General features: G+C 71.0%; 19 protein-coding genes. 9 read left to right on the forward strand and 10 right to left on the reverse strand.

Annotated elements, in window-relative coordinates; genetic code table 11:
- Position 1 precedes the first annotated feature (1 nt).
- Together G9C83_RS11990 and G9C83_RS11995 are read right to left on the reverse strand one after the other, a co-directional pair.
- Positions 2 to 931: a metal-dependent hydrolase gene (locus G9C83_RS11990; RefSeq protein WP_167246371.1), complete on the reverse strand. Its 930-nt coding sequence runs from the start codon at positions 929 to 931 to the stop codon at positions 2 to 4.
- Positions 932 to 986: 55 nt separating this feature from the next.
- The gene (locus G9C83_RS11995; RefSeq protein WP_167246372.1) at positions 987 to 1,532 is read right to left on the reverse strand and encodes a mechanosensitive ion channel domain-containing protein; all 546 of its coding nucleotides are present in this window, start codon (positions 1,530 to 1,532) and stop codon (positions 987 to 989) included.
- 87 nt (positions 1,533 to 1,619) lie between these two features.
- Between G9C83_RS11995 and G9C83_RS12000 the strand changes: the two genes are divergently transcribed.
- On the forward strand, positions 1,620 to 2,804 hold the full coding sequence (locus G9C83_RS12000; RefSeq protein ID WP_167246373.1) for an alanine--glyoxylate aminotransferase family protein: 1,185 nt from the start codon (positions 1,620 to 1,622) through the stop codon (positions 2,802 to 2,804).
- Positions 2,805 to 2,817: 13 nt separating this feature from the next.
- Here G9C83_RS12000 and G9C83_RS12005 read toward each other — a convergent pair whose 3' ends face one another.
- Complete coding sequence (locus tag G9C83_RS12005) at positions 2,818 to 3,123, reverse strand: hypothetical protein (protein ID WP_167246374.1); 306 nt, start codon at positions 3,121 to 3,123, stop codon at positions 2,818 to 2,820.
- 118 nt (positions 3,124 to 3,241) lie between these two features.
- The gene (locus tag G9C83_RS12010) at positions 3,242 to 3,478 is read right to left on the reverse strand and encodes a DUF5816 domain-containing protein (protein WP_167246375.1); all 237 of its coding nucleotides are present in this window, start codon (positions 3,476 to 3,478) and stop codon (positions 3,242 to 3,244) included.
- A 91-nt stretch (positions 3,479 to 3,569) separates the two neighbouring features.
- Here G9C83_RS12010 and G9C83_RS12015 point away from each other — a divergent pair, with 91 nt between their 5' ends.
- From G9C83_RS12015 to G9C83_RS12030, 4 genes are read left to right on the forward strand one after another with little or no spacing between them, the layout of a single operon-like run.
- Positions 3,570 to 4,916 carry a 5'-nucleotidase C-terminal domain-containing protein gene (locus tag G9C83_RS12015; RefSeq protein ID WP_167246376.1) on the forward strand — a complete coding sequence of 449 codons (1,347 nt, stop codon included), beginning with the start codon at positions 3,570 to 3,572 and terminating at the stop codon, positions 4,914 to 4,916.
- A gap of 40 nt (positions 4,917 to 4,956) precedes the next feature.
- Positions 4,957 to 5,721 carry a PAC2 family protein gene (locus tag G9C83_RS12020; RefSeq protein ID WP_167246377.1) on the forward strand — a complete coding sequence of 255 codons (765 nt, stop codon included), beginning with the start codon at positions 4,957 to 4,959 and terminating at the stop codon, positions 5,719 to 5,721.
- 59 nt (positions 5,722 to 5,780) lie between these two features.
- Positions 5,781 to 6,776: a hypothetical protein gene (locus tag G9C83_RS12025; RefSeq protein ID WP_167246378.1), complete on the forward strand. Its 996-nt coding sequence runs from the start codon at positions 5,781 to 5,783 to the stop codon at positions 6,774 to 6,776.
- A 49-nt stretch (positions 6,777 to 6,825) separates the two neighbouring features.
- On the forward strand, positions 6,826 to 7,881 hold the full coding sequence (locus tag G9C83_RS12030) for a TrmB family transcriptional regulator (protein ID WP_167246379.1): 1,056 nt from the start codon (positions 6,826 to 6,828) through the stop codon (positions 7,879 to 7,881).
- A 16-nt stretch (positions 7,882 to 7,897) separates the two neighbouring features.
- On the opposite strand, the gene G9C83_RS12035 is transcribed toward G9C83_RS12030, so the two are convergent.
- Both G9C83_RS12035 and G9C83_RS12040 read right to left on the reverse strand, forming a co-directional pair.
- A complete protein-coding gene (locus G9C83_RS12035; protein WP_167246380.1) occupies positions 7,898 to 8,749 on the reverse strand; it encodes a translation initiation factor eIF-2B in 852 nt (283 codons plus the stop codon).
- Positions 8,750 to 8,915: 166 nt separating this feature from the next.
- Positions 8,916 to 9,071: a hypothetical protein gene (locus G9C83_RS12040; RefSeq protein WP_167246381.1), complete on the reverse strand. Its 156-nt coding sequence runs from the start codon at positions 9,069 to 9,071 to the stop codon at positions 8,916 to 8,918.
- Between the two features lie 95 nt (positions 9,072 to 9,166).
- Here G9C83_RS12040 and G9C83_RS12045 point away from each other — a divergent pair, with 95 nt between their 5' ends.
- From G9C83_RS12045 to G9C83_RS12055, 3 genes are all read left to right on the forward strand, one after another.
- On the forward strand, positions 9,167 to 9,586 hold the full coding sequence (locus tag G9C83_RS12045) for a hypothetical protein (RefSeq protein ID WP_167246382.1): 420 nt from the start codon (positions 9,167 to 9,169) through the stop codon (positions 9,584 to 9,586).
- 90 nt (positions 9,587 to 9,676) lie between these two features.
- A complete protein-coding gene (locus G9C83_RS12050) occupies positions 9,677 to 11,038 on the forward strand; it encodes an NAD-dependent succinate-semialdehyde dehydrogenase (protein WP_167246383.1) in 1,362 nt (453 codons plus the stop codon).
- Positions 11,038 to 12,618, forward strand: coding sequence for an acetolactate synthase large subunit (locus G9C83_RS12055; protein ID WP_167246384.1), 1,581 nt, complete (start codon positions 11,038 to 11,040; stop codon positions 12,616 to 12,618). Before G9C83_RS12050 ends, G9C83_RS12055 begins: the two co-directional genes overlap by 1 nt.
- Positions 12,619 to 12,638: 20 nt before the next feature.
- Here G9C83_RS12055 and G9C83_RS16285 read toward each other — a convergent pair whose 3' ends face one another.
- Genes G9C83_RS16285 through G9C83_RS12075 form a run of 4 tightly spaced genes read right to left on the reverse strand, consistent with a single transcriptional unit; the run spans position 12,639 to position 16,613 of the window.
- On the reverse strand, positions 12,639 to 13,526 hold the full coding sequence (locus G9C83_RS16285; RefSeq protein WP_167246385.1) for a DMT family transporter: 888 nt from the start codon (positions 13,524 to 13,526) through the stop codon (positions 12,639 to 12,641).
- A gap of 54 nt (positions 13,527 to 13,580) precedes the next feature.
- Positions 13,581 to 15,080: an RtcB family protein gene (locus G9C83_RS12065; protein WP_167246386.1), complete on the reverse strand. Its 1,500-nt coding sequence runs from the start codon at positions 15,078 to 15,080 to the stop codon at positions 13,581 to 13,583.
- A gap of 45 nt (positions 15,081 to 15,125) precedes the next feature.
- Positions 15,126 to 16,151: a DoxX family protein gene (locus tag G9C83_RS12070; protein ID WP_167246387.1), complete on the reverse strand. Its 1,026-nt coding sequence runs from the start codon at positions 16,149 to 16,151 to the stop codon at positions 15,126 to 15,128.
- Between the two features lie 51 nt (positions 16,152 to 16,202).
- Entirely contained in the window at positions 16,203 to 16,613 is a 411-nt protein-coding gene (locus G9C83_RS12075; protein ID WP_167246388.1) for an archease, read from the reverse strand.
- A gap of 116 nt (positions 16,614 to 16,729) precedes the next feature.
- Between G9C83_RS12075 and G9C83_RS12080 the strand changes: the two genes are divergently transcribed.
- On the forward strand, positions 16,730 to 17,209 hold the full coding sequence (locus G9C83_RS12080; protein ID WP_167246389.1) for an N-acetyltransferase: 480 nt from the start codon (positions 16,730 to 16,732) through the stop codon (positions 17,207 to 17,209).
- The last annotated feature ends 228 nt before the right edge of the window (positions 17,210 to 17,437 follow it).

Below are 17,437 nucleotides of genomic sequence, written 5' to 3' on the forward strand. Positions count from 1 at the left end.
CTTACGCGATGCCGGTGGCGTACGCGATCGCGTACGCGACGCCTGCGAGCGTGACGGCCGTCAGGCCGGTGAGGAGCGCGGTGGGCGCCGAGGGCAGCGTCAGCGAGCGCTGGCGGAGCTTCGGCGCGGGGACGGCGCCGACGAACCCCACGGCGACGACGCTGAACACGAACTGGTAGGAGGCGTCGACGGTCGGCGGCGGCAGCACGAGCACGGCGAGGGCGTACGCCGCGCCGACGGTCGCCCGCGAGTTCACGTGGTCGGTGAGCCGCCGACCGGTCAGCCAGAACGCGGCGACGACGCCGAGCCAGATCGCGAACAGCTCGACGCCGAACGCGCCGAGCAGGTGGAGCGTCGGGTCCGCGGACAGCGCGACGCGGCCGTCGAAGGCGTTGGCGCCGAGCGGGTAGAACAGCTCCGGGGGCTGGCCCGTGAGCAGGTCGCCGAACGGGTGGCTGACGAGGCCGAACAGCGCGACGGCGAACAGGCTCGTGCCGCGGACATCGTGCGCGTGGGCAGCGCGCGCGACGAGCCAGCCGCCCGCGGCGAACAGGCCGACGATGACTGCGGGGAGCGGGCCGGACGCAGCGGCGACGACGCCGACGAGCGTCGCGAGCGCGGCGGCCGCGGTCCGGCGGTGTGTGGGCGCGAGCGCGAACGCCGCGGCCGCCGGCACGGCCACCGCGAGCGAGTGCGTGACCGCGCGGTGGACGACGGTGGAGGCTCCCCAGAACGACTGCGCGACGGCCATCGGGCTGGTGGGGTCGACGGCGACCAGCCCGACGAGCGCGTACGCCATGTCGACGTCGGGGACAGCGGCGAACAGGCCGGCGGCGACGCCGAGCGCGAGCGCGCGCTCCCGGGACGCCCCCAGCCGGACCGCAGCGAGCGCGACGGCGCCGAACGCGAACGTCGCGTGCCCTACGAACATACGCTACGTACCGGGCGCGACGGCATAAACTCGCGGGTGAGGTGGTAGCACGCCCCTACTGGTCGGGCTTCTTGGTCCACTTCTTCTCGACGTCGGCGTTCGCGCGCACGATGGTGTCGCCCTCCGAGCGGAAGCGCGTCTTCCGGAGCTCGATGGCGGTGACGGTGCCGCTGACGTCGCCCGCGACGACCGTGTCGCCGGGGTTGAAGTCGGGGTCGCGGAGGAGGTAGATGCCGGCGACGGCGTCCGCGAGCATCCCGGAGAGCGCGTAGGAGACGCCGAGCGCGAGGAAGCCGGAGGCGGTACCGAGGGCGGCCGCGATTTCGGGGAGGCCGACCGCCGAGAGGAACCCGAGCAGCGCGCCGAACCACAGGACGATAGAGACGAGCGTGCCGCCGAGCTGGACGTAGATCGGCTGGTCGGCGTAGACGCGCCGCAGCACGACGCGGACGGCGGCCACGAGCGCGCGGATCAGAACCGCGGCGAGCGCGAGGAAGACGAGGCCGGTGAGCACGCGCGGAATCGCGGCGGCGACGTTCCCGACGAACTCGTCGACGGTGCTGTTCAGGAGGCCGGACAGCGACGACGGCGGCTCGGACATACCGGCCCAAGAGACGCCGGGTACGTAACTCCTGTCGCCGGTGCCGATTCCCGAACCTTCTTGCGCGCGCCCGTCTGCGAGTCGCACATGGACGCGCCAGACGTCGGAGAGTTGAATCCGCCGCAGCGAACGCTGATGGGTCCGGGGCCGAGCCCGGTCCACCCGCGCGTGCTGAAAGCGATGAGCACGCCGCTCGTGGGCCACCTCGACCCGTCGTTCGTCGACATCATGGACGAGACCCAGGAGCTGCTTCGGTACACGTTCCGCACGGACAACGAGTGGACGATTCCCGTCTCCGGGACGGGGTCGGCCGCGATGGAGGCCGCCATCGGCAACCTCACGGAACCCGGTGACACGTTCCTCGCGCCGACGAACGGCTACTTCGGCGACCGCATGGCGGAGATGGCGCGCCGCGCGGGCGGCGACGTCGTGCGCGTGGACGCGCCGTGGGGCGAGCCGCTCCAGCCCGAGGACGTGGAGGCGGCGTTCGACGAGCACCAGCCCGACGTCTTCGGGTTCGTGCACGCGGAGACGTCGACGGGCGCCAAGCAGACGAACGTCCCGGAGCTCACGGACATCGCCCACGAGCACGACGCGCTCGTCGTCGCGGACACCGTGACGAGCCTCGGCGGCGTCGAGTTGCGCGTCGACGAGTGGGGCATCGACGCGGCGTACTCCGGCCCGCAGAAGTGCCTGTCCTGTCCGCCGGGCGCGAGCCCGCTGACCCTGAACGACGACGCGATGGACAAAGTGCTCTCCCGGGAGGAGGACCCGCGGTCGTGGTACCTCGACCTCTCCCTGCTGGAGGGGTACTGGGGCGACGAGCGCGCGTACCACCACACGGCGCCCGTCTCGAACGTGTACGCGCTCCGCGAGGCGCTGCGGCTGGTCGCCGAGGAAGGCATCGAGTCCCGCTGGGAGCGCCACGAGCGCGTCGCGGGCGCGCTGAAGGCGGGCGTCGAGGCGATGGGGCTCGGCCTCAACCCCGAGGACGACTACTGGCTGCCGAGCCTGAACGCCGTCCGGGTGCCCGACGGCGTCGACGACGGCGACGTCATCGACTACGTGCTCGCGAACTACGACCTCGAGATCGCGTCCGGGCTCGGCGACCTGGAGGGCGACGTGTTCCGCATCGGCTGTATGGGCCACGGCGCCCGACCGGGGAACGTCACGCTCGTGGTCGCGGCGCTCGCGGACGCGTTCGAGGCGCTCGGCGCAGACGTGGACGCGGCCGCCGGGCTGGCGGCGACGCGCGGCGCGCTCAGAGAATGAACCGCGGGCGCCCCTACGCCGGCGGGGCGCGCGCTACTTCGTAGTCACCGTCCTCCTCGACGCCCATCACCGCCCACTCGTAGGGCGGGTCGAGCCGACGCAACTGCCGTTCGAGCGCGTCGGCGTTGTCGGCCCACGTGACGAAGCATCGATAGCCCGCCTCGTCGTCGGCGTCTACGTGGTCCGTGACGGCTGTCACGCGTATCTCCTTCCAGTCGCGCGTGGCGGAGAACTCCGCGCCGTCTCCTGCGAGGCTGTACCCGAGGTCGTCGAATATCGACCGGGCCTGCTCGTCGGGAGGGGTGGTAACAGTCCCCATGCAATCGTAGCTTCACCGGCCTAGGTAATAAGCTTTCCCGCCGTTCCCGAACGCGGGCAAAAGCAGAACGGCCGTGCGAAAACCCCCGATAGAGGGATGCGTACGACTAGCTCTCGGCCTATTCGTGGGCGGAGTCCCACTCGTCGGGCTTCGTGAAGTTCCCGCAGACGTTGCACTTGATGCGGCGCATCGAGTCCATCGCGACGTCCACGGACTCGCAGTTCGAGCAGAAGTAGCCGTAGCGTCGCTCCCGGTCCTCGGTACGGTAGACCACGTAGAACGTGCCCTCCTGGCCGCGCTGCCCCTCGTCCTCGGCGACGTACAGGGTTTCGTCGTCGCTCGCCACCGTGCGCATGTCTCCCAGTAGCCGACTCCCGCATTTAGCCCTGTCCGTCCGGCCGCCGCCATCGAAGCGCTCTTCCCCGCTGCGGGACTCCGGTCGCCCAATGGCGGTCCGGATTTTCCACTACTCCGATCTGGAGAACGTCTACGACACGCCCGCGCAGGCGGGCCGGCTGGCGTCCGTGCTCCGGAACCGGGGTGCGGCGCTGGCGGCCGGCTCCGGGGACAACACGGCGCCGGGCGTGCTCTCACTGGTGAGCGAGGGCCGGCAGGCCTTGGACCTCTACGACGCCGTCGAGCCCGACGTGGAGACGTTCGGCAACCACGACTTCGACTACGGCGCCGACGTCACGAGCGAGGTCGTCGCCGACTCCCCGCAGACGTGGGTGTCCGCGAACGTCTACCGGGACGGCGACCGCGTCGGCGGCGTCGACCCGTGGACGATTGTCGACGTGGGCGGCGCGCACGTCGGCTTCCTCGGCGTGCTCGACGACGCCACGCCGTCGCTGAACCCGATGGCGAGCGACCTCACCGTCACCGACCCCGTCGCGGCCACCCGGGAGGCCGCCGCCGAGCTCCGGGACGCGGGCGCGGACTACGTGGTCGTGCTCTCCCACCTCGGTCGCGGGGACGAGGAGCTCGCTGCCGCGACCGACGTGGACGCCGTGCTCGGCGGCCACATCCCCGCCGAGCGCGTCGAGCGCCTCGACGACACCCTGCTCACGCGACCCGGCTCCGGCGGCGAGGTCGTCCTCGAAGTCGACCTCGACGCGGGCGAGGTCACGCGTCACGTCGTCGCGGACGCCCCGATCTACGAGCCGGTCGCCGAGCGCCTCCGCGAGCGGATGGCCGAGACCGGCCTGAACGACACCGTCGGCCACGTCGCCGACCCGATGGAGCGCACGGAGTCGACGCTGTTCCGCGGGGAGTCCCGCATCGGGAACTTCGTCGCGGACGCCTACCGGTGGGCCGCGGGCGCGGACGTCGCGCTCCAGAACTCCGGCGGCGTCCGCGACGGCCCCGCCATCGAGGGCGACGTCACCGTCGCGGACCTCGTCAGCGTCGTGCCGTTCGAGGAACCCGTCTCCGTCGCCGAGCTCTCGGGCGCCGAACTGCTGGACGTGTTCCGCGGCGCGAAGGGCGGGTCGCTCGGGTTCGCGGAGCCGGACTGGTGGCACGCGCACGTCTCCGGCGCGGAACTCGCGTGGGACGACGCCGCCAGCGAACTCGCGGCGGCGCGCGTCGGCGGCGAGCCGGTCGACCCGGACGCCACGTACACGCTCGCGACCACGGACTACCTCTTCTACACGGACGACGAGTTCCCCGCGCTCGACGAGGCCCACCGCGTCGAGCGTCTCGACGTCCAGCACCAGGTGCTCGCGGAGTACGCGCGGAAGCGCGGCATCGACCCCGAAATCGAGGGGCGGGTCACGATGCACGCCGACGACTGACCGCGACAACGGATAAGGGGCTGGTCGCCGTCGTTCCCGTATGGCAGACGACGCCTCTCCGCCGGCTCCGAAGGCGCGCCGCGACCCCGAGTTCAGGTTCTCCCACGACGCGAACCCCAGCGACGCGCTCGTCTGCGGGTTCTCCGAGTTCGGGCTCGCCGGGCTCACGGCCGCGGACTTCCTCGTCGACCACCTCGAACTCGAACAGAGCGGTCACGTCGCCGTCGACGGCCTGCCCGCGATCACGCCGTTCGAGAACGGCACGCCCCGCCACCACACGCGCTTCTTCTCGAAGCCGGACGTCGACGTCACCGTCCTCGTCGGCGAACTGTTCGTCCCGGTGTCGGTGTCGGCCGCGCTCAGCGACGCGCTCTCGTCGTGGCTCGACGAGAACGGCGTCAGGGAGACCGCGGTGCTGTCGGGCGTCCCGGTCGCGCACGGCCCGGACGAGCACCGCACGTTCTACGTCGCGACCGACGACTACCGCGAAGCGCGGCTCACCGAGACGGACGTCCCGCCGATGGGCAACGGCTTCCTCGACGGCCTGAAGGCCGAACTGCTCGCGCAGGGCATCGACAGCGACCGCCGGGCGTGCGTGTTCACGACGCCCGTCCACGCGCAGGCGCCGGACGTCGAGGCCGCGATTCGACTCGTCGACGCCGTCAGCGGCGTCTACGACCTCGACGTCGACACCGGACCCCTGGAGGCGTTCGCCGAGGAAGTCGCCCAGCACTACGCGGAGCTGAGCGAGCGCGTCGAGCGCGCCGCCGACGAGGAGCGCCCCGACGACCGGATGTACATGTAGGGTGAAGCGCGCGCCGAACTCTCCACGAGACACTTTACGCCGGGCGTCCCACACCGCGTATGAAGCGCCGCGCCCTCCTCGGCACGCTCGCCTCGCTCGCACTCGCCGGCTGCACCAGCAGCGGCCCCGGCGAGCGCGTCACGGAGACGACGCGAACGACGACTCCGCCGACGACGGACGCGACCACGACCGAGCCGAGCGCGACGCCGCCGGAGATACGCGACCTCGGTGTCCCCGTCGACGACGCGGACTGCCCGTTCGACGGGGACGGCGTCGAGCGCGTCGTCTGCTACCCGGAACAGACGGACGTGCCGCTCTCGCTGACGCCCGACAGCGACGAACTCGACCTGCCGACCGACCAGACGACGTTCGCCCTCGAGAACGACACCGAGCACGCGTTCTCGTTGAACTTCTACGACTGGGGGCTGCACAAGCGCGTGGACGGCCGCTGGTACTACATCACGCCACAGGAGATTCCGGAGCCGCTGCACACGCTGCCCGCGGGCGAGACTCACGAGTGGACGTTCGCCGTAGATGACAGCGACGAGCCCTCCTCGGGGCCGGCCAGCGAGTCCGCGATCGACGTCGTGGGGCTCGGCGGCGGAGCGTACGCCTTCGAGACGTCGGGGTGGTTCGACTCCGGCGACCACGAGCATCGAGTCGGGCTCGGCGCGCGCTTCCGCGTGAAGGGCGCCCCACTCGAACTGACCGCGCCCGAGGGACTCTCCGGGGCCCGAGACGGCGACTCGGTCGTAGTCACGCGCGACGGCGAGGACGCCGAGCCGACCGAAGCGTTCGTCGTCGCGCGCGTCGGGGAGGCCGGCGTCCCGTTCGAGAAACAGATCCACCAGCACGTCGCCGAACAGCTCGTCCGGCCGGAACCGGGCCGGAGTCGGCCGCTACTCCGAGACGCGCTCGCGTTCTTCGAGGACGGCGTCGAGACAGTTCGCCTCGAGGAGGCCGGCGAGTTCGACCCGCCGTTCCCCCGCGACGAGCGCTACTACTTCGAGTACCGCGGCGCAATCTACGAGGCGGCGGTCGAATCTGTCGAGTAGCCGACCGACGACCGCAGGCTAAAAGACCGGGGTCACCGTGGGTGGCCGTATGAGCGACGAGAACCTCCGCGAGACCGTACAGCGAGTCGGCGCGGGGTTCGACCTCGGCGAGTACGAGATCGAGGCGTACCTCACGGTCCTCCGGCACGGCGAACTCACCGCCAGCGAGATCGCGGACCGAACCGACATCCCCCAGCCCCGGGTGTACGACACGGTGCGCAGCCTCGGCGACCGCGGGCTCGTCGAACTCCGGGAGTCCAGGCCGATGAAGGTCGTCGCCATCGACCCCGAGGAGGCGTTCGCGGACCTCCAGTCGCAGTTCGCGTCGATGGTCGCCGACCTCGAAGACGCCTACACCACGCCAGCCCGCGACACCGAAGCCGTCTCGCTGGTGAAGTCCCGGTCGACGATTCTCCGGTACTTCGCGGACGTCATCGAGAGCGCGGAGTTCGAGCTCGTCTGCTCGCTCACGCCGGGGCTGCTGGAGCGCTTCGCCGACGACCTCGCGGCCGCCCGCGACCGCGGCGTCAGCATCGACCTCGTAGTCGCGCCGGCCGGCGACGCGCCAAGCCCCGACGGGTTCGACTACGACCGCGTCGCGACGAACGCCCGCGCGCGCCGGGGCGTCACCACGCCCGTCATCGCGGTCGCCGACGGTCAGTACTCCGTCTACGCGACCCAGGGCGCGGTCCGGGACGACCCCGAGAAGTACGGCGTCATCTTCAACCGCTCCGCGCTCGGCTTCCTCGTCTCCGGGTTCTTCGGCACCGTCATCTGGTCGACCGCCAACGACGACCTCGCCGAGCGCGACGCCGCCGACATCGGCCTCCCGCGGACGTACGCGTCCATCCGGCGCTGCGTGAAGGACCTGCGCGCGCTCGACGGCGACGTGTACGCGACCGTCCGCGGCCGCGACGTGCTCACCGGCGACGCGCGCACCGACAGCGGCCGCGTCGTCGAAACGAAGTTCGTGGAGACCGAGGAAGTCGCGACGCTCGTCCTCGACACCGGCGACGGCGAGGTGGAGGTCGGCGGCCGCGTCGCCGCCTACGAGGACGTGGAAGCCCACGAAATCGCAATCGGGCGAGACAGCCCGCCGCAGTAAGCGCCAGCTCGCTCGTTCAGTACTCGCGGACGCCCTCGTCCGTGACGACGACGTCCAGCAGCCGCGTCGGGGTCGCGTCGTACGCCGGGTTCTTCACGTCGAAGCCCTCCGGCGGCTCGCGGATGACCTCGCTGGCGTCCCGGTAGTCGTTCTCGAAGCGGAACCCCTCGTCGACGAGCTTCGCGCTCGACCCCGTCACCGTCACCGGCGTCCCGGTGTCGGCCGCCGTCGCCACCAGCGGGTACGTCCCCACGCGGTTGTAGTACGTGTCCTCGACGATGCAGTCCATCCCCAGCAGCACGCGGTCGCACTCGCCGAGGTAGTACCCGGACGCGCCGTCCACGATGAGCGTCACGTCGATGCGGTCGATGGCCGCCAGCGTCCGCGCCGTCTTCCGACCGAGGTGCCGCGGCCGCGCCTCCGTCACGAACACCTCGAAGTGCTTGCCCTCCTGCGCCGCCGTCTCTAGGGCCTCCAGCACCGTCGACGAGTAGTCGTGCGTCAGCAGCGTCTGGCCGTCCTCGATGCGCTCGGCGGCCGCGGCCGCCGCCTCGTGCTTCCCCGACTCCACGCGCTCGACCACGTCGTCGATGGCCGCGGCCGTCACCTCCTTCGCCTCCGCGACCGACGCCGGCTCCGCGTCCCGCACGCGCTCCACGACCGCCCGCTGGGTCGTCACCAGCGACGCGTGCGACGGGCTCGCCCGCCGCAGCGCGTTGCTGTTCCGCTCCAGCGCCCGCACGTACTCCTCGACAGTCGGATAGTCGTTGTCGATGAGCTCCCGGAGCGCGCGAGCGGCCTTCACGGCGACGACCGAGGAGGAGTGCGTCCGCATCTCGCGAATCTCCTCGGCAGTCTCGTCTATCATACTGGATGCATCCACAGGTCAGTCCTAAGGTCTTCCGAAGTGAGCCCTCCTCCCTCTCGAGCGGCGCTGTGCGCCGCTCGCTCGGTCGTCGCCCTCACAGTCCACCAGGCCGTCGGCTGGCCGGTCGACCACTGTACTATCGGCTGATTGGGCGGCCATCGTACTATCAGCCGGTGCGGCGGCCACTGCACTCGGTGTAGTTGCGGTCCGCGGTGGTGGAGTCGACTTCTGGTCCGAGCGGTTCGTCCGGCGACGCCACCGGGCTGGCCAGCGGGAGCGCGAACAGCGATACGCCGAGGAGGACGCGGGGGGACGGACGCATGGTCGCGGGTGCACGACCCACGGCTCGACCGTTTTAATGGGAGGTGTCCGCCATGTTCCGCGGCCGATTTACGACTGCACGTCGAACACTCCAGTATGGTCGCCGTGTCGTACTACTGCCCGCGCTGTGGCGCCGTCGCCGAACTGGACCGCGACGCGTACCTCGCGGACAAGTCCGTGACGCCGTTCCCGCTGGAGGGGTGGACGTACGTCTCGCCGAGCGACGATTACGAGAGCGAGGGCGCGGACGGCGTGAAGTTCGTCTGCGGGCGCGATTCGGCGGACTGGTCGCATCCGCCGCGCGAGGCGGAGCGCGGCGAGGCCTCGACTGACGGAGCGCGGAGCGACGCGACCCGCGACGAACCGGGCTGCGGGGAGCCGTTCTACCTGAACTTCGTGCGCTACGAAGACGGCGAGGAGGTTAGCGGGCAGCCCGAGTCCGAGTTCGTGCAGCTCGCGGAGGGGATGGCCCCCAGCGGACCGCAGGGGCCGTCCGGACCGGAGTTCTCGCGGTAACGAGCCACCGAAACCGACGCCGGGCGGCGGAAGAAGGCACTGGCCTGCGCCAGCCCGGACGTTATGCGCAACCGTCACGTCTTGTTATCCATGGAGGCCGTCGACCCAGCGACCGGTGAGCGAATCGAGACGTACGACGACCACACCGAGCGCGACGTCGACGACGCGCTGGCGACGGCGACAGAGACGTTCGCGGAGTGGCGCGAGCGACCGATGCGCGAGCGCGAGGAACTGCTCGCAGCCGCGGGCGACGTGCTCCGGGAGAACACCGACGAGTACGCCGAGACCATCACCGAGGAGATGGGCAAACCCCTCGACCAGTCCGTCTCGGAGGTCCAGAAGTGCGCGACGGCCTGCGACCACTACGCGGAGAACGCGAGCGCGTACCTGCAGGCCGACGGCCACCCGAGCCCGCCCGGCGCGGACGTCCAGACGGTGTACGAGCCGCTCGGCCCCGTTCTCGCGGTGATGCCGTGGAACTTCCCGTTCTGGCAGGTGTTCCGGTTCGCCGCGCCGTACGTGACGGCGGGCAACGTCGGCCTGCTGAAGCACGCGTCGAACGTCCCGGGGTGTGCGCTCGCCATCGAGGACGTGTTCCGGGAGGCGGGCTACCCGGAGGGCGTCTTCCAGTCGCTCCTGATCTCCTCGGATCTCGTGGACGGCGTCATCGAGGACGACCGCGTACGCGCCGCGACGGTCACGGGCAGCGGCCCCGCCGGGCAGGCGGTCGCGTCCACCGCGGGCGAGAACGTCAAGAAGTCGGTGCTGGAACTGGGCGGTAGCGACCCGTTCGTCGTGCTCGACGACGCGGACGTCGCGGCGGCGGCCGAGACCGGCGCGTGGGCGCGCAACCAGAACGCCGGGCAGTCCTGCATCGCGGCGAAGCGCTTCGTCGTCCACGCGGACGTCTACGACGAGTTCGTCGAGGCGTTCGTCGAGGAGACGGAGGCGCTGACCGTCGGCGACCCGACCGACGACGACACCGACGTCGGCCCGCAGGCCCGCGAGGACCTCATGCAGGACCTCCACGAGCAGGTGGAGGCGAGCGTGAACGAGGGCGCGACCCTCGTCACGGGCGGCGAGCCGCTGGACCGCGAGGGATACTTCTACCCGCCGACCGTGCTCACGGACGTCCCGGAGGGCTGCCCCGCGGACGCCGAGGAGACGTTCGGCCCGGTCGCGGCCATCTGGGAGGTCGAGGACGAGTCGGCCGCGATCGAGAAGGCCAACGACACGCAGTTCGGGCTCGGCGCGAGTGTCTGGACGCGGGACCGCGAGCGCGGTGAACGCGTCGCACGGGCAGTCGACGCAGGCTGCGTCTACGTGAACCAGCTCGTGAAGTCCGACCCGCGCGTGCCGTTCGGCGGCGTCAAGGAGTCGGGCTACGGCCGCGAGCTCTCCGGAGCGGGCATCAAGGAGTTCGTCAACCGCAAGACGGTGTGGGTGGAGTGATGCGGGCGTCGGACCTCCTCGTCGAGTGCCTCGAACGCGAGGGCGTCGAGCACGTCTTCGGCGTGCCGGGCGAGGAGATGGAGGACCTGCTGTTCTCGCTACGCGATTCGGGGGTGTCGTTCGTCCCGGTGCGCCACGAGCAGGGCGCGGCATTCATGGCAGACGTCCACGGCCGGCTCACGGGCAACGCCGGGGTCTGCCTGTCGACGCTCGGGCCGGGCGCGACGAACCTCCTGACGGGGGTCGCGGACGCCCACCTCGACAAGAGCCCGCTGGTCGCGATAACCGCGCAGGGCGGGCTCGAACGACTCCACAAGGAGAGCCACCAGGCGCTCGACGTGGTCGGGCTGTTCGCGCCCGTCACGAAGTGGAACACCCAGCTCTCGGACCCGAACATCGTCCACGAGTCCGTGCGGAAGGCGTTCAAGCTCGCGCAGTACGAGAAGCCGGGCGCCACCCACCTCGAACTCCCGGAGGACGTCGCCGCCGAGGAGACGGAGACGCAGCCGCTCCCGCACCGCGAGCGCGTCGGCTACGGCGTCCCCGACGAGGCCTCGCTGGCGCGCGTCGAGGACCTGCTGGCAGCCGCCGAGCGACCGCTGCTCGTGGCCGGAAACGGCGCGGTCCGTACCGGTGCGGCGGCGGAGCTCCGCGACCTCGTCGCGGCCACCGACCTCCCGGTCGTCTCGACGTACAGCGGGAAGGGCGCTGTCTCGGACGCCGACGAGCACTCCCTGATGACCCTCGACTCGGGCGCGCACGAGGAAGCCAAGAGCGCGCTCGCCGAGGCCGACCTCGTGATTACAGTCGGCTACGACATCGCCGAGCACGACCCCGCGGAGTGGGGGCTCGGCGACGCCGGCGTCGTCCACGTGGACAGCGAGCCCGCGGAGGTCTACGAGGCGTACACGCCGGACGTCGAGGTGGTCGCGGACATCGGCGAGACGCTGTGCGCGCTCACGGAGTGGTTCGAGGCCGTCGACCGCACGTTCGACGCGGACTGGTTCGCCGACCGTCGCGAGCACATAGTGGAGGATGTCTCCGGCGAGCCCGCAGACGAGGCGCCGTTCACCGTCGAGGGCGTGCTGCCCGCGCTCCGGGGCGCGATGGCCGACGAGGACGTTCTGATATCGGACGTGGGAAGCCACAAGATGGCCATCGCGCAGAACTTCCCGACGTACGAGCCCAACACCTGCATCATCTCGAACGGGTTGGCGTCGATGGGCATCGCGGTCCCGGGCGGGCTCGCCGCGGACCTCGCGGTGGACGGGAACGTCGTCGCGGCGACCGGCGACGGCGGCTTCCTGATGAACGCCGCCGAGCTGGAGACCGCGACCCGCGTCGGCTGCGGGTACACCGTCGTCGTGTTCGTCGACGACGACTACGGCCTCATCTCCGAGAAACAGGAGGCGAACACCGGCGAGTCGTTCGGCACCGGACTAACGAACCCGGACCTCGTCGCGTTCGCCGAGAGCTTCGGCATCGACGGCTACCGACCCGAGACGGCCGACGAGCTCCGGGACGCGCTCGACGACGCCGTCGGCAGCGACATGGCGCTGATTGCGGTGTCCGTCGCGTAGGCGCGCGGACCGGCCGCTGCTCACTCCCTGTTGAGAATCACGACGGCGGCGAGCACCATCGCGCCGCCGGCCACGGTGACGACGGTGACGGGCTCGCCGAACAGGAGCGCGCCGAACGCGACCGTCGTCGGCGGCTCGACGGTGCTGACGATGCTGCTCCGACTCGCGCCGATCCGCTGTAGCCCCGCGAAGAACGCGAACACCGGGATCACGGTCGACAGTATCGCGATGCCCGCGACGACCGCCCACGCGGACGGTGTCGACGGCACCGCGAGCGTCCCGGTCGCGAGCCCGAAGCCCGCGAACGAGACGCCGGCCGCCGGGACGACGTGTGCGGTCAGCACGACGGGGTCCGTGTCGCGGAGCAGCTGGCGAGAGACCGTGATGTAGGCCGCGTAGGCGACGGACGCGCCGAGCACCACGAGGACGCCGGGGACGGACGCGCCCGCCGCGTTCGCGCCGACGGCGAGCGCGACGCCGCCCAGCGAGAGCGCGAGCGCGAGAACGGTCGTTCGAGTGATTCGCTCGCCGACGACCAGCAGCGCGAGCACGACGACGAACGCCGGGTACGTGTAGAGGACGATGGCGACCATCCCCGCGGTCATGAACTCCAGTCCGTAGAAGTAGAGGCCGTTCATCGCGGCGTACCCGAGCCCGCCGAGCGCGAGCCCCGCCGCGAGCGCTCGCCCGCGGAGCAGCCGCGCCCGGCCGGTCGCCGCGAGCAGCGCCCAGACGACGACCGACGCCACCGCGAACCGCCCGGCGAGCAGCGTCGGGACGGAGAGGCCGGCCTGCTGGGCGTACACGCCGAAGATGCCGAGCAGCCCGAAGCAGACCGCGGAGAGACAGACGAGGGCGACGCCGGCGGTGTCCTCGGAGACCGACGGGAGCCGCTCGTGGACGCGCACGGCCGTTCGTTTCGGGGCGGCGGTAATAACTCCCGGGACGAGCGAGCCGAGGCGCTACCCCTTGATGTTCGCGACCGGGAACGTGCGCACGACGAGGTCGCCGATGCCGAGCGCGTCGGAGACGCCCACGACCTCGTCGACGTCCTTGTAGACGCCGGGGGCCTCCTCCGCGATGGTTTCTCCCGATGCCGCCTTCACGTAGATCTCGTTGCGCTCGCGGAGGTCCGTCTGGACCTGCCCGCCGCCGTACTCGCGCTTGGCCTGCGTGCGGCTCATCAGCCGGCCGGCGCCGTGCGCGGTCGAGCCGAACGACCGCGCCATCGACTCCTCGCCGCCCTTCAGGACGTAGCTGCCCGCGCCCATGCTCCCGGGGATGATGATCGGCTGGCCGACGTCGCGGTACGCCGTCGGCACTTCGGGGTGGCCCGCGGGGAACGCCCGCGTCGCGCCCTTCCGGTGGACGTAGAGCTCGCGCTCGACGCGGCCGCCGTCGCCGTGGAGGCTGTAGCCGTCCTCAGTGACGTACACGTCGTGGGCCTCCTTCTTCGCGATGTTGTGCGCGACGTCGTACAGGAGATCCATCTCCAGGGCCTCCCACGACGTATCGAAGACGTCCGCGAACGTCTCGCGGACGGCGTGCGTGATGAGCTGGCGGTTCACCCACGCGAAGTTGATGGCCGCGCACATCGCGCCGTAGTAGTCGTCGGCGAGCTCCGAGCCCGCGGGCGCCGCCGCGAGGTCCTTGTCCGGGAGCTCCTCGGTGAGCTCCGGGTACTCCTGCTCGATGCGCCGGAGGTAGTCCGAGCACACCTGGTGGCCGAGCCCGCGGGACCCGCAGTGAATCAGGACGACGACCTGGTCCTCCCCGAGGCCGAACGACTCCGCGGTCTCGTCGTCGTAGACGTCGGTGACGCGCTGGATCTCGAGGAAGTGGTTGCCCGAGCCCAGCGACCCCATCTGGTTGGCGCCGCGGTCCTTGGCCTTCTTCGAGACGGCGGAGGGATCGGCGTCCGGGCGGCGCCCCTCGTCCTCGCAGTGCAGGCGGTCCTCGCGGACCGCGTACCCCTCCTCGACGCACCAGTCGACGCCGCGTTCGAGCGCGGCTTCGAGGTCGGTGTGCGACATCTCGTGGACGCCGCCGCCGCCCAGACCCGTCGGCACGGCGTCGAACAGCGCGTCCACGAGCTCCTCCTCGCGGCCGCGCACGTCCTCGTACGTGAGGTTCGTTTTCACCATCCTGACGCCGCAGTTGATGTCGAATCCCACGGCGCCGGGCGAGATGTAGCCGTCCTCGGCGTCGAACGCGGCGACGCCGCCCACGGGGAAGCCGTACCCCTGGTGGCCGTCGGGCATGCAGAGCGCGGGCGCGACCACGCCCGGCATGCACGCGACGTTCCGGAGCTGCTGGAGGGTCCTGTCGTTCTGGATGTCTTCGAGGAGCGTCTCGTTGGCGAACACGCGGGCGGGCACCCGCATCTCGTCGTCGCGTTCGAGCTCCCAGACGTCGTCCTCGACCTCCCGGAGCGTGACGCCGTCGGCGTCGAACGTGTTCATACTCGGTGATGGGCGTGGAACCCGGGAATACGTTTCGTCTGGCCGCTAGTCGGTGGTCGTCGCGAGCGGCGAGCGCTCCCGGACGTCCGCGAGGCGCTCGTCCAGCGAGAGCGGCCCGGCGCCCGTGACGAACAGCGCCGAGGACAGCCCGAACAGCGTGATGTGCGCGAGCACGGGGTCGTCCGGCAGGCCGAACAGCGTCGTCGTCAGCACGACGAACGCCACGGCGGCGGTGGCGCGCGTGAACAGTCCGAGCAAGAGGAACACGCCGACCGCGAGCTCCGTGAGACCCGCGCCGACGACCCACAGGCCGGCGTCGACCGGGACGACCGCCGTGAGGTCGTACTTCTCGACGACTTCCAGCGCCATCCCGGGGTTCGCGAGCTTCTCCCAGAACCCCAGCAGCGCGAAGTTGAACCCGACGCCGAGCCGCATGGCGGTCGGCGCGTACTGCTCGTACGGACCGACGACGTCGTTGAACTTCGAGACCAGCGGGTGCAGCGGGTCGAAGCGGCCGTAGAGGCTGCCGTCGGTGGCCGCGACTCGCTGGAGCAGGTGGTCGGCGCTGGGCTTCCCCGACCCCAGGAGGAGGATGCCGAGGAACCCGCCGACGTACTCGCTGGCGAGCACGAGCTCCGGGCGGACGGCGAGCCCGCCGAGGTACGCCAGCAGGCCGACGAGCGCGACCGTGCGGGTCGCCAGCCCGAACAGCAGCAGGAACCCGACCACGACCTGGAAGATCCGGGTCGGCGCGACCACGGACGGCGAGAAGAAGTAGCCCGCGAACCCCGCGCCGACCAGCGGCAGGCCGACCGCCAGCCGGAGCATCCACGGCAGGAACGTGTGGTAGCCCCGCAGCGTCTCGCGGAGCGCGCGCACGTCCGCCGCCGCCGGCCGGTACCGGAGGTAGCCCGCCATCGCGGCGACGACCGCGAGCGCGCCGCCCGTGAGGAGCGCGGCGTTCAGGGGGTTCGAGAGCACCGCCGCGAGGAACTCCAGCGCGCGTACCGTCGGCGCGCCGTCGACCACGTAGTCGACGTGGCCGGGAGCGCCACCGCTGCCTGTGTCCATAGCAGGGGACAGGAACCCCGAGTGCAAAAACCCCGGCACGTCCCGGCGGACTCAGACGTCGAAGACGACGTACGCGTGCCAGCCCGACTCCCGTTCCGAGAGGTCCATCTCGGAGTACGTCACGGCTTTCAGGTCGCGCGCGTGGACCTCGTCGAGCGGAACGCCGCGCGCGCTCCCCTCCGCGACCCACTCGCCGTCCGTTTCGCGCACGGTCGCCTCGTGGTCGACCGGGAGGACGCCGCGCACGTCCCGCTCGTAGATGAGCCGGTCGAGGAAGTCGTAGAGGAGGGCTTCCCGGCTCTCCGCGCGCTCCTCGAACGCGAACCGCTCGCCCGTCCCGGGGTCCTCGTCGGTCATCGCCGCCGCCATCCCGTCCGCGACGGCCGCGAACACCGCGCCGAGGCTCTCTCCAGTCGCCTCCACCGCCACGTCGGCGGTGTGTTCGCGTAACTCGAAGCTCATCCCGGATTCCCCCAAGTGGCCCTCAGCATCGTTCGCCGAGACGCCGACGACCCGGGAAAGCGTTACGGCGTCCGGCGACGGTGGAATTATATTCGCTGGCCTGCTACCCCCTTCCAGTGAGTGTCACGGTCGACGAGCGCGTGGTGCCCCCGGGCAGCGACGACCACCTCGACGCTGCCTGGGAGCTGAAAGAGCGAATCCGCGACAGCGAGAGCCTCCTCAAGCAGCGGCGGGGCTTCTTCGCGAACGCCTACCGCCGCTCGTCGGTCTACTGCTTCCTCGACGGCGACGACATGGTCGGGTTCGCCGCGGCGCGCTCGGACGGCTACATCCTCTTCCTCGCGGTCGCCCCCGAGTACCGCGGCGAGGGCTACGGCGAACGCCTCGTCGCCCGCGTCACCGAGGACGCCGGCAAAGCATCCTGTCACGCCCGCCAGAGCAACGACAGCGCCGTCGCGTTCTACGAACACCTCGGCTTCAGCGTCGAGCGCGAGATCGCGAACTACTACGAGGACGGCGAGGGCGCCTACTACCTCCGCCTCGGCGACCGCGCCCGAATTCGGGACCGGATTTCCGAGCTGTTGCGCGGTCGGTAGTACGCGGTTCTGACTGCGGAGTCTGGGTTTTGAGCAGTGACGACTTCGAGGATGTGAACACTTCGAAAGCCCCGGCGGGCTCGCTGCCTGCGGCTCGCTGCGCTGCGGTGCTTACTTCGCCTCGACTAGCGAGCCCGCCGCCCCTTTCAGTCCACCCGTGCTGGCTGACCAACCGGTAGCTGGATGGACTGAAAGGGGCGAGGCTGTAGACGAAGGCGCGCGACGTAA

Origin of the sequence: Halobacterium sp. R2-5, from assembly GCF_011734195.1 — an archaeon.
Classification (GTDB): Archaea; Halobacteriota; Halobacteria; order Halobacteriales; family Halobacteriaceae; genus Halobacterium.

Excerpts from the sequence above, each read along its gene's own strand:
- G9C83_RS11990 (WP_167246371.1), bottom strand. The coding sequence starts at position 931 with ATGTTCGTAGGGCACGCGACGTTCGCGTTCGGCGCCGTCGCGCTCGCT.
- G9C83_RS11995 (WP_167246372.1), bottom strand. The coding sequence starts at position 1,532 with ATGTCCGAGCCGCCGTCGTCGCTGTCCGGCCTCCTGAACAGCACCGTC.
- G9C83_RS12000 (WP_167246373.1), top strand. The coding sequence starts at position 1,620 with ATGGACGCGCCAGACGTCGGAGAGTTGAATCCGCCGCAGCGAACGCTG.
- G9C83_RS12005 (WP_167246374.1), bottom strand. The coding sequence starts at position 3,123 with ATGGGGACTGTTACCACCCCTCCCGACGAGCAGGCCCGGTCGATATTC.
- G9C83_RS12010 (WP_167246375.1), bottom strand. The coding sequence starts at position 3,478 with ATGCGCACGGTGGCGAGCGACGACGAAACCCTGTACGTCGCCGAGGAC.
- G9C83_RS12015 (WP_167246376.1), top strand. The coding sequence starts at position 3,570 with ATGGCGGTCCGGATTTTCCACTACTCCGATCTGGAGAACGTCTACGAC.
- G9C83_RS12020 (WP_167246377.1), top strand. The coding sequence starts at position 4,957 with ATGGCAGACGACGCCTCTCCGCCGGCTCCGAAGGCGCGCCGCGACCCC.
- G9C83_RS12025 (WP_167246378.1), top strand. The coding sequence starts at position 5,781 with ATGAAGCGCCGCGCCCTCCTCGGCACGCTCGCCTCGCTCGCACTCGCC.
- G9C83_RS12030 (WP_167246379.1), top strand. The coding sequence starts at position 6,826 with ATGAGCGACGAGAACCTCCGCGAGACCGTACAGCGAGTCGGCGCGGGG.
- G9C83_RS12035 (WP_167246380.1), bottom strand. The coding sequence starts at position 8,749 with ATGATAGACGAGACTGCCGAGGAGATTCGCGAGATGCGGACGCACTCC.
- G9C83_RS12040 (WP_167246381.1), bottom strand. The coding sequence starts at position 9,071 with ATGCGTCCGTCCCCCCGCGTCCTCCTCGGCGTATCGCTGTTCGCGCTC.
- G9C83_RS12045 (WP_167246382.1), top strand. The coding sequence starts at position 9,167 with ATGGTCGCCGTGTCGTACTACTGCCCGCGCTGTGGCGCCGTCGCCGAA.
- G9C83_RS12050 (WP_167246383.1), top strand. The coding sequence starts at position 9,677 with ATGGAGGCCGTCGACCCAGCGACCGGTGAGCGAATCGAGACGTACGAC.
- G9C83_RS12055 (WP_167246384.1), top strand. The coding sequence starts at position 11,038 with ATGCGGGCGTCGGACCTCCTCGTCGAGTGCCTCGAACGCGAGGGCGTC.
- G9C83_RS12065 (WP_167246386.1), bottom strand. The coding sequence starts at position 15,080 with ATGAACACGTTCGACGCCGACGGCGTCACGCTCCGGGAGGTCGAGGAC.
- G9C83_RS12070 (WP_167246387.1), bottom strand. The coding sequence starts at position 16,151 with ATGGACACAGGCAGCGGTGGCGCTCCCGGCCACGTCGACTACGTGGTC.
- G9C83_RS12075 (WP_167246388.1), bottom strand. The coding sequence starts at position 16,613 with ATGAGCTTCGAGTTACGCGAACACACCGCCGACGTGGCGGTGGAGGCG.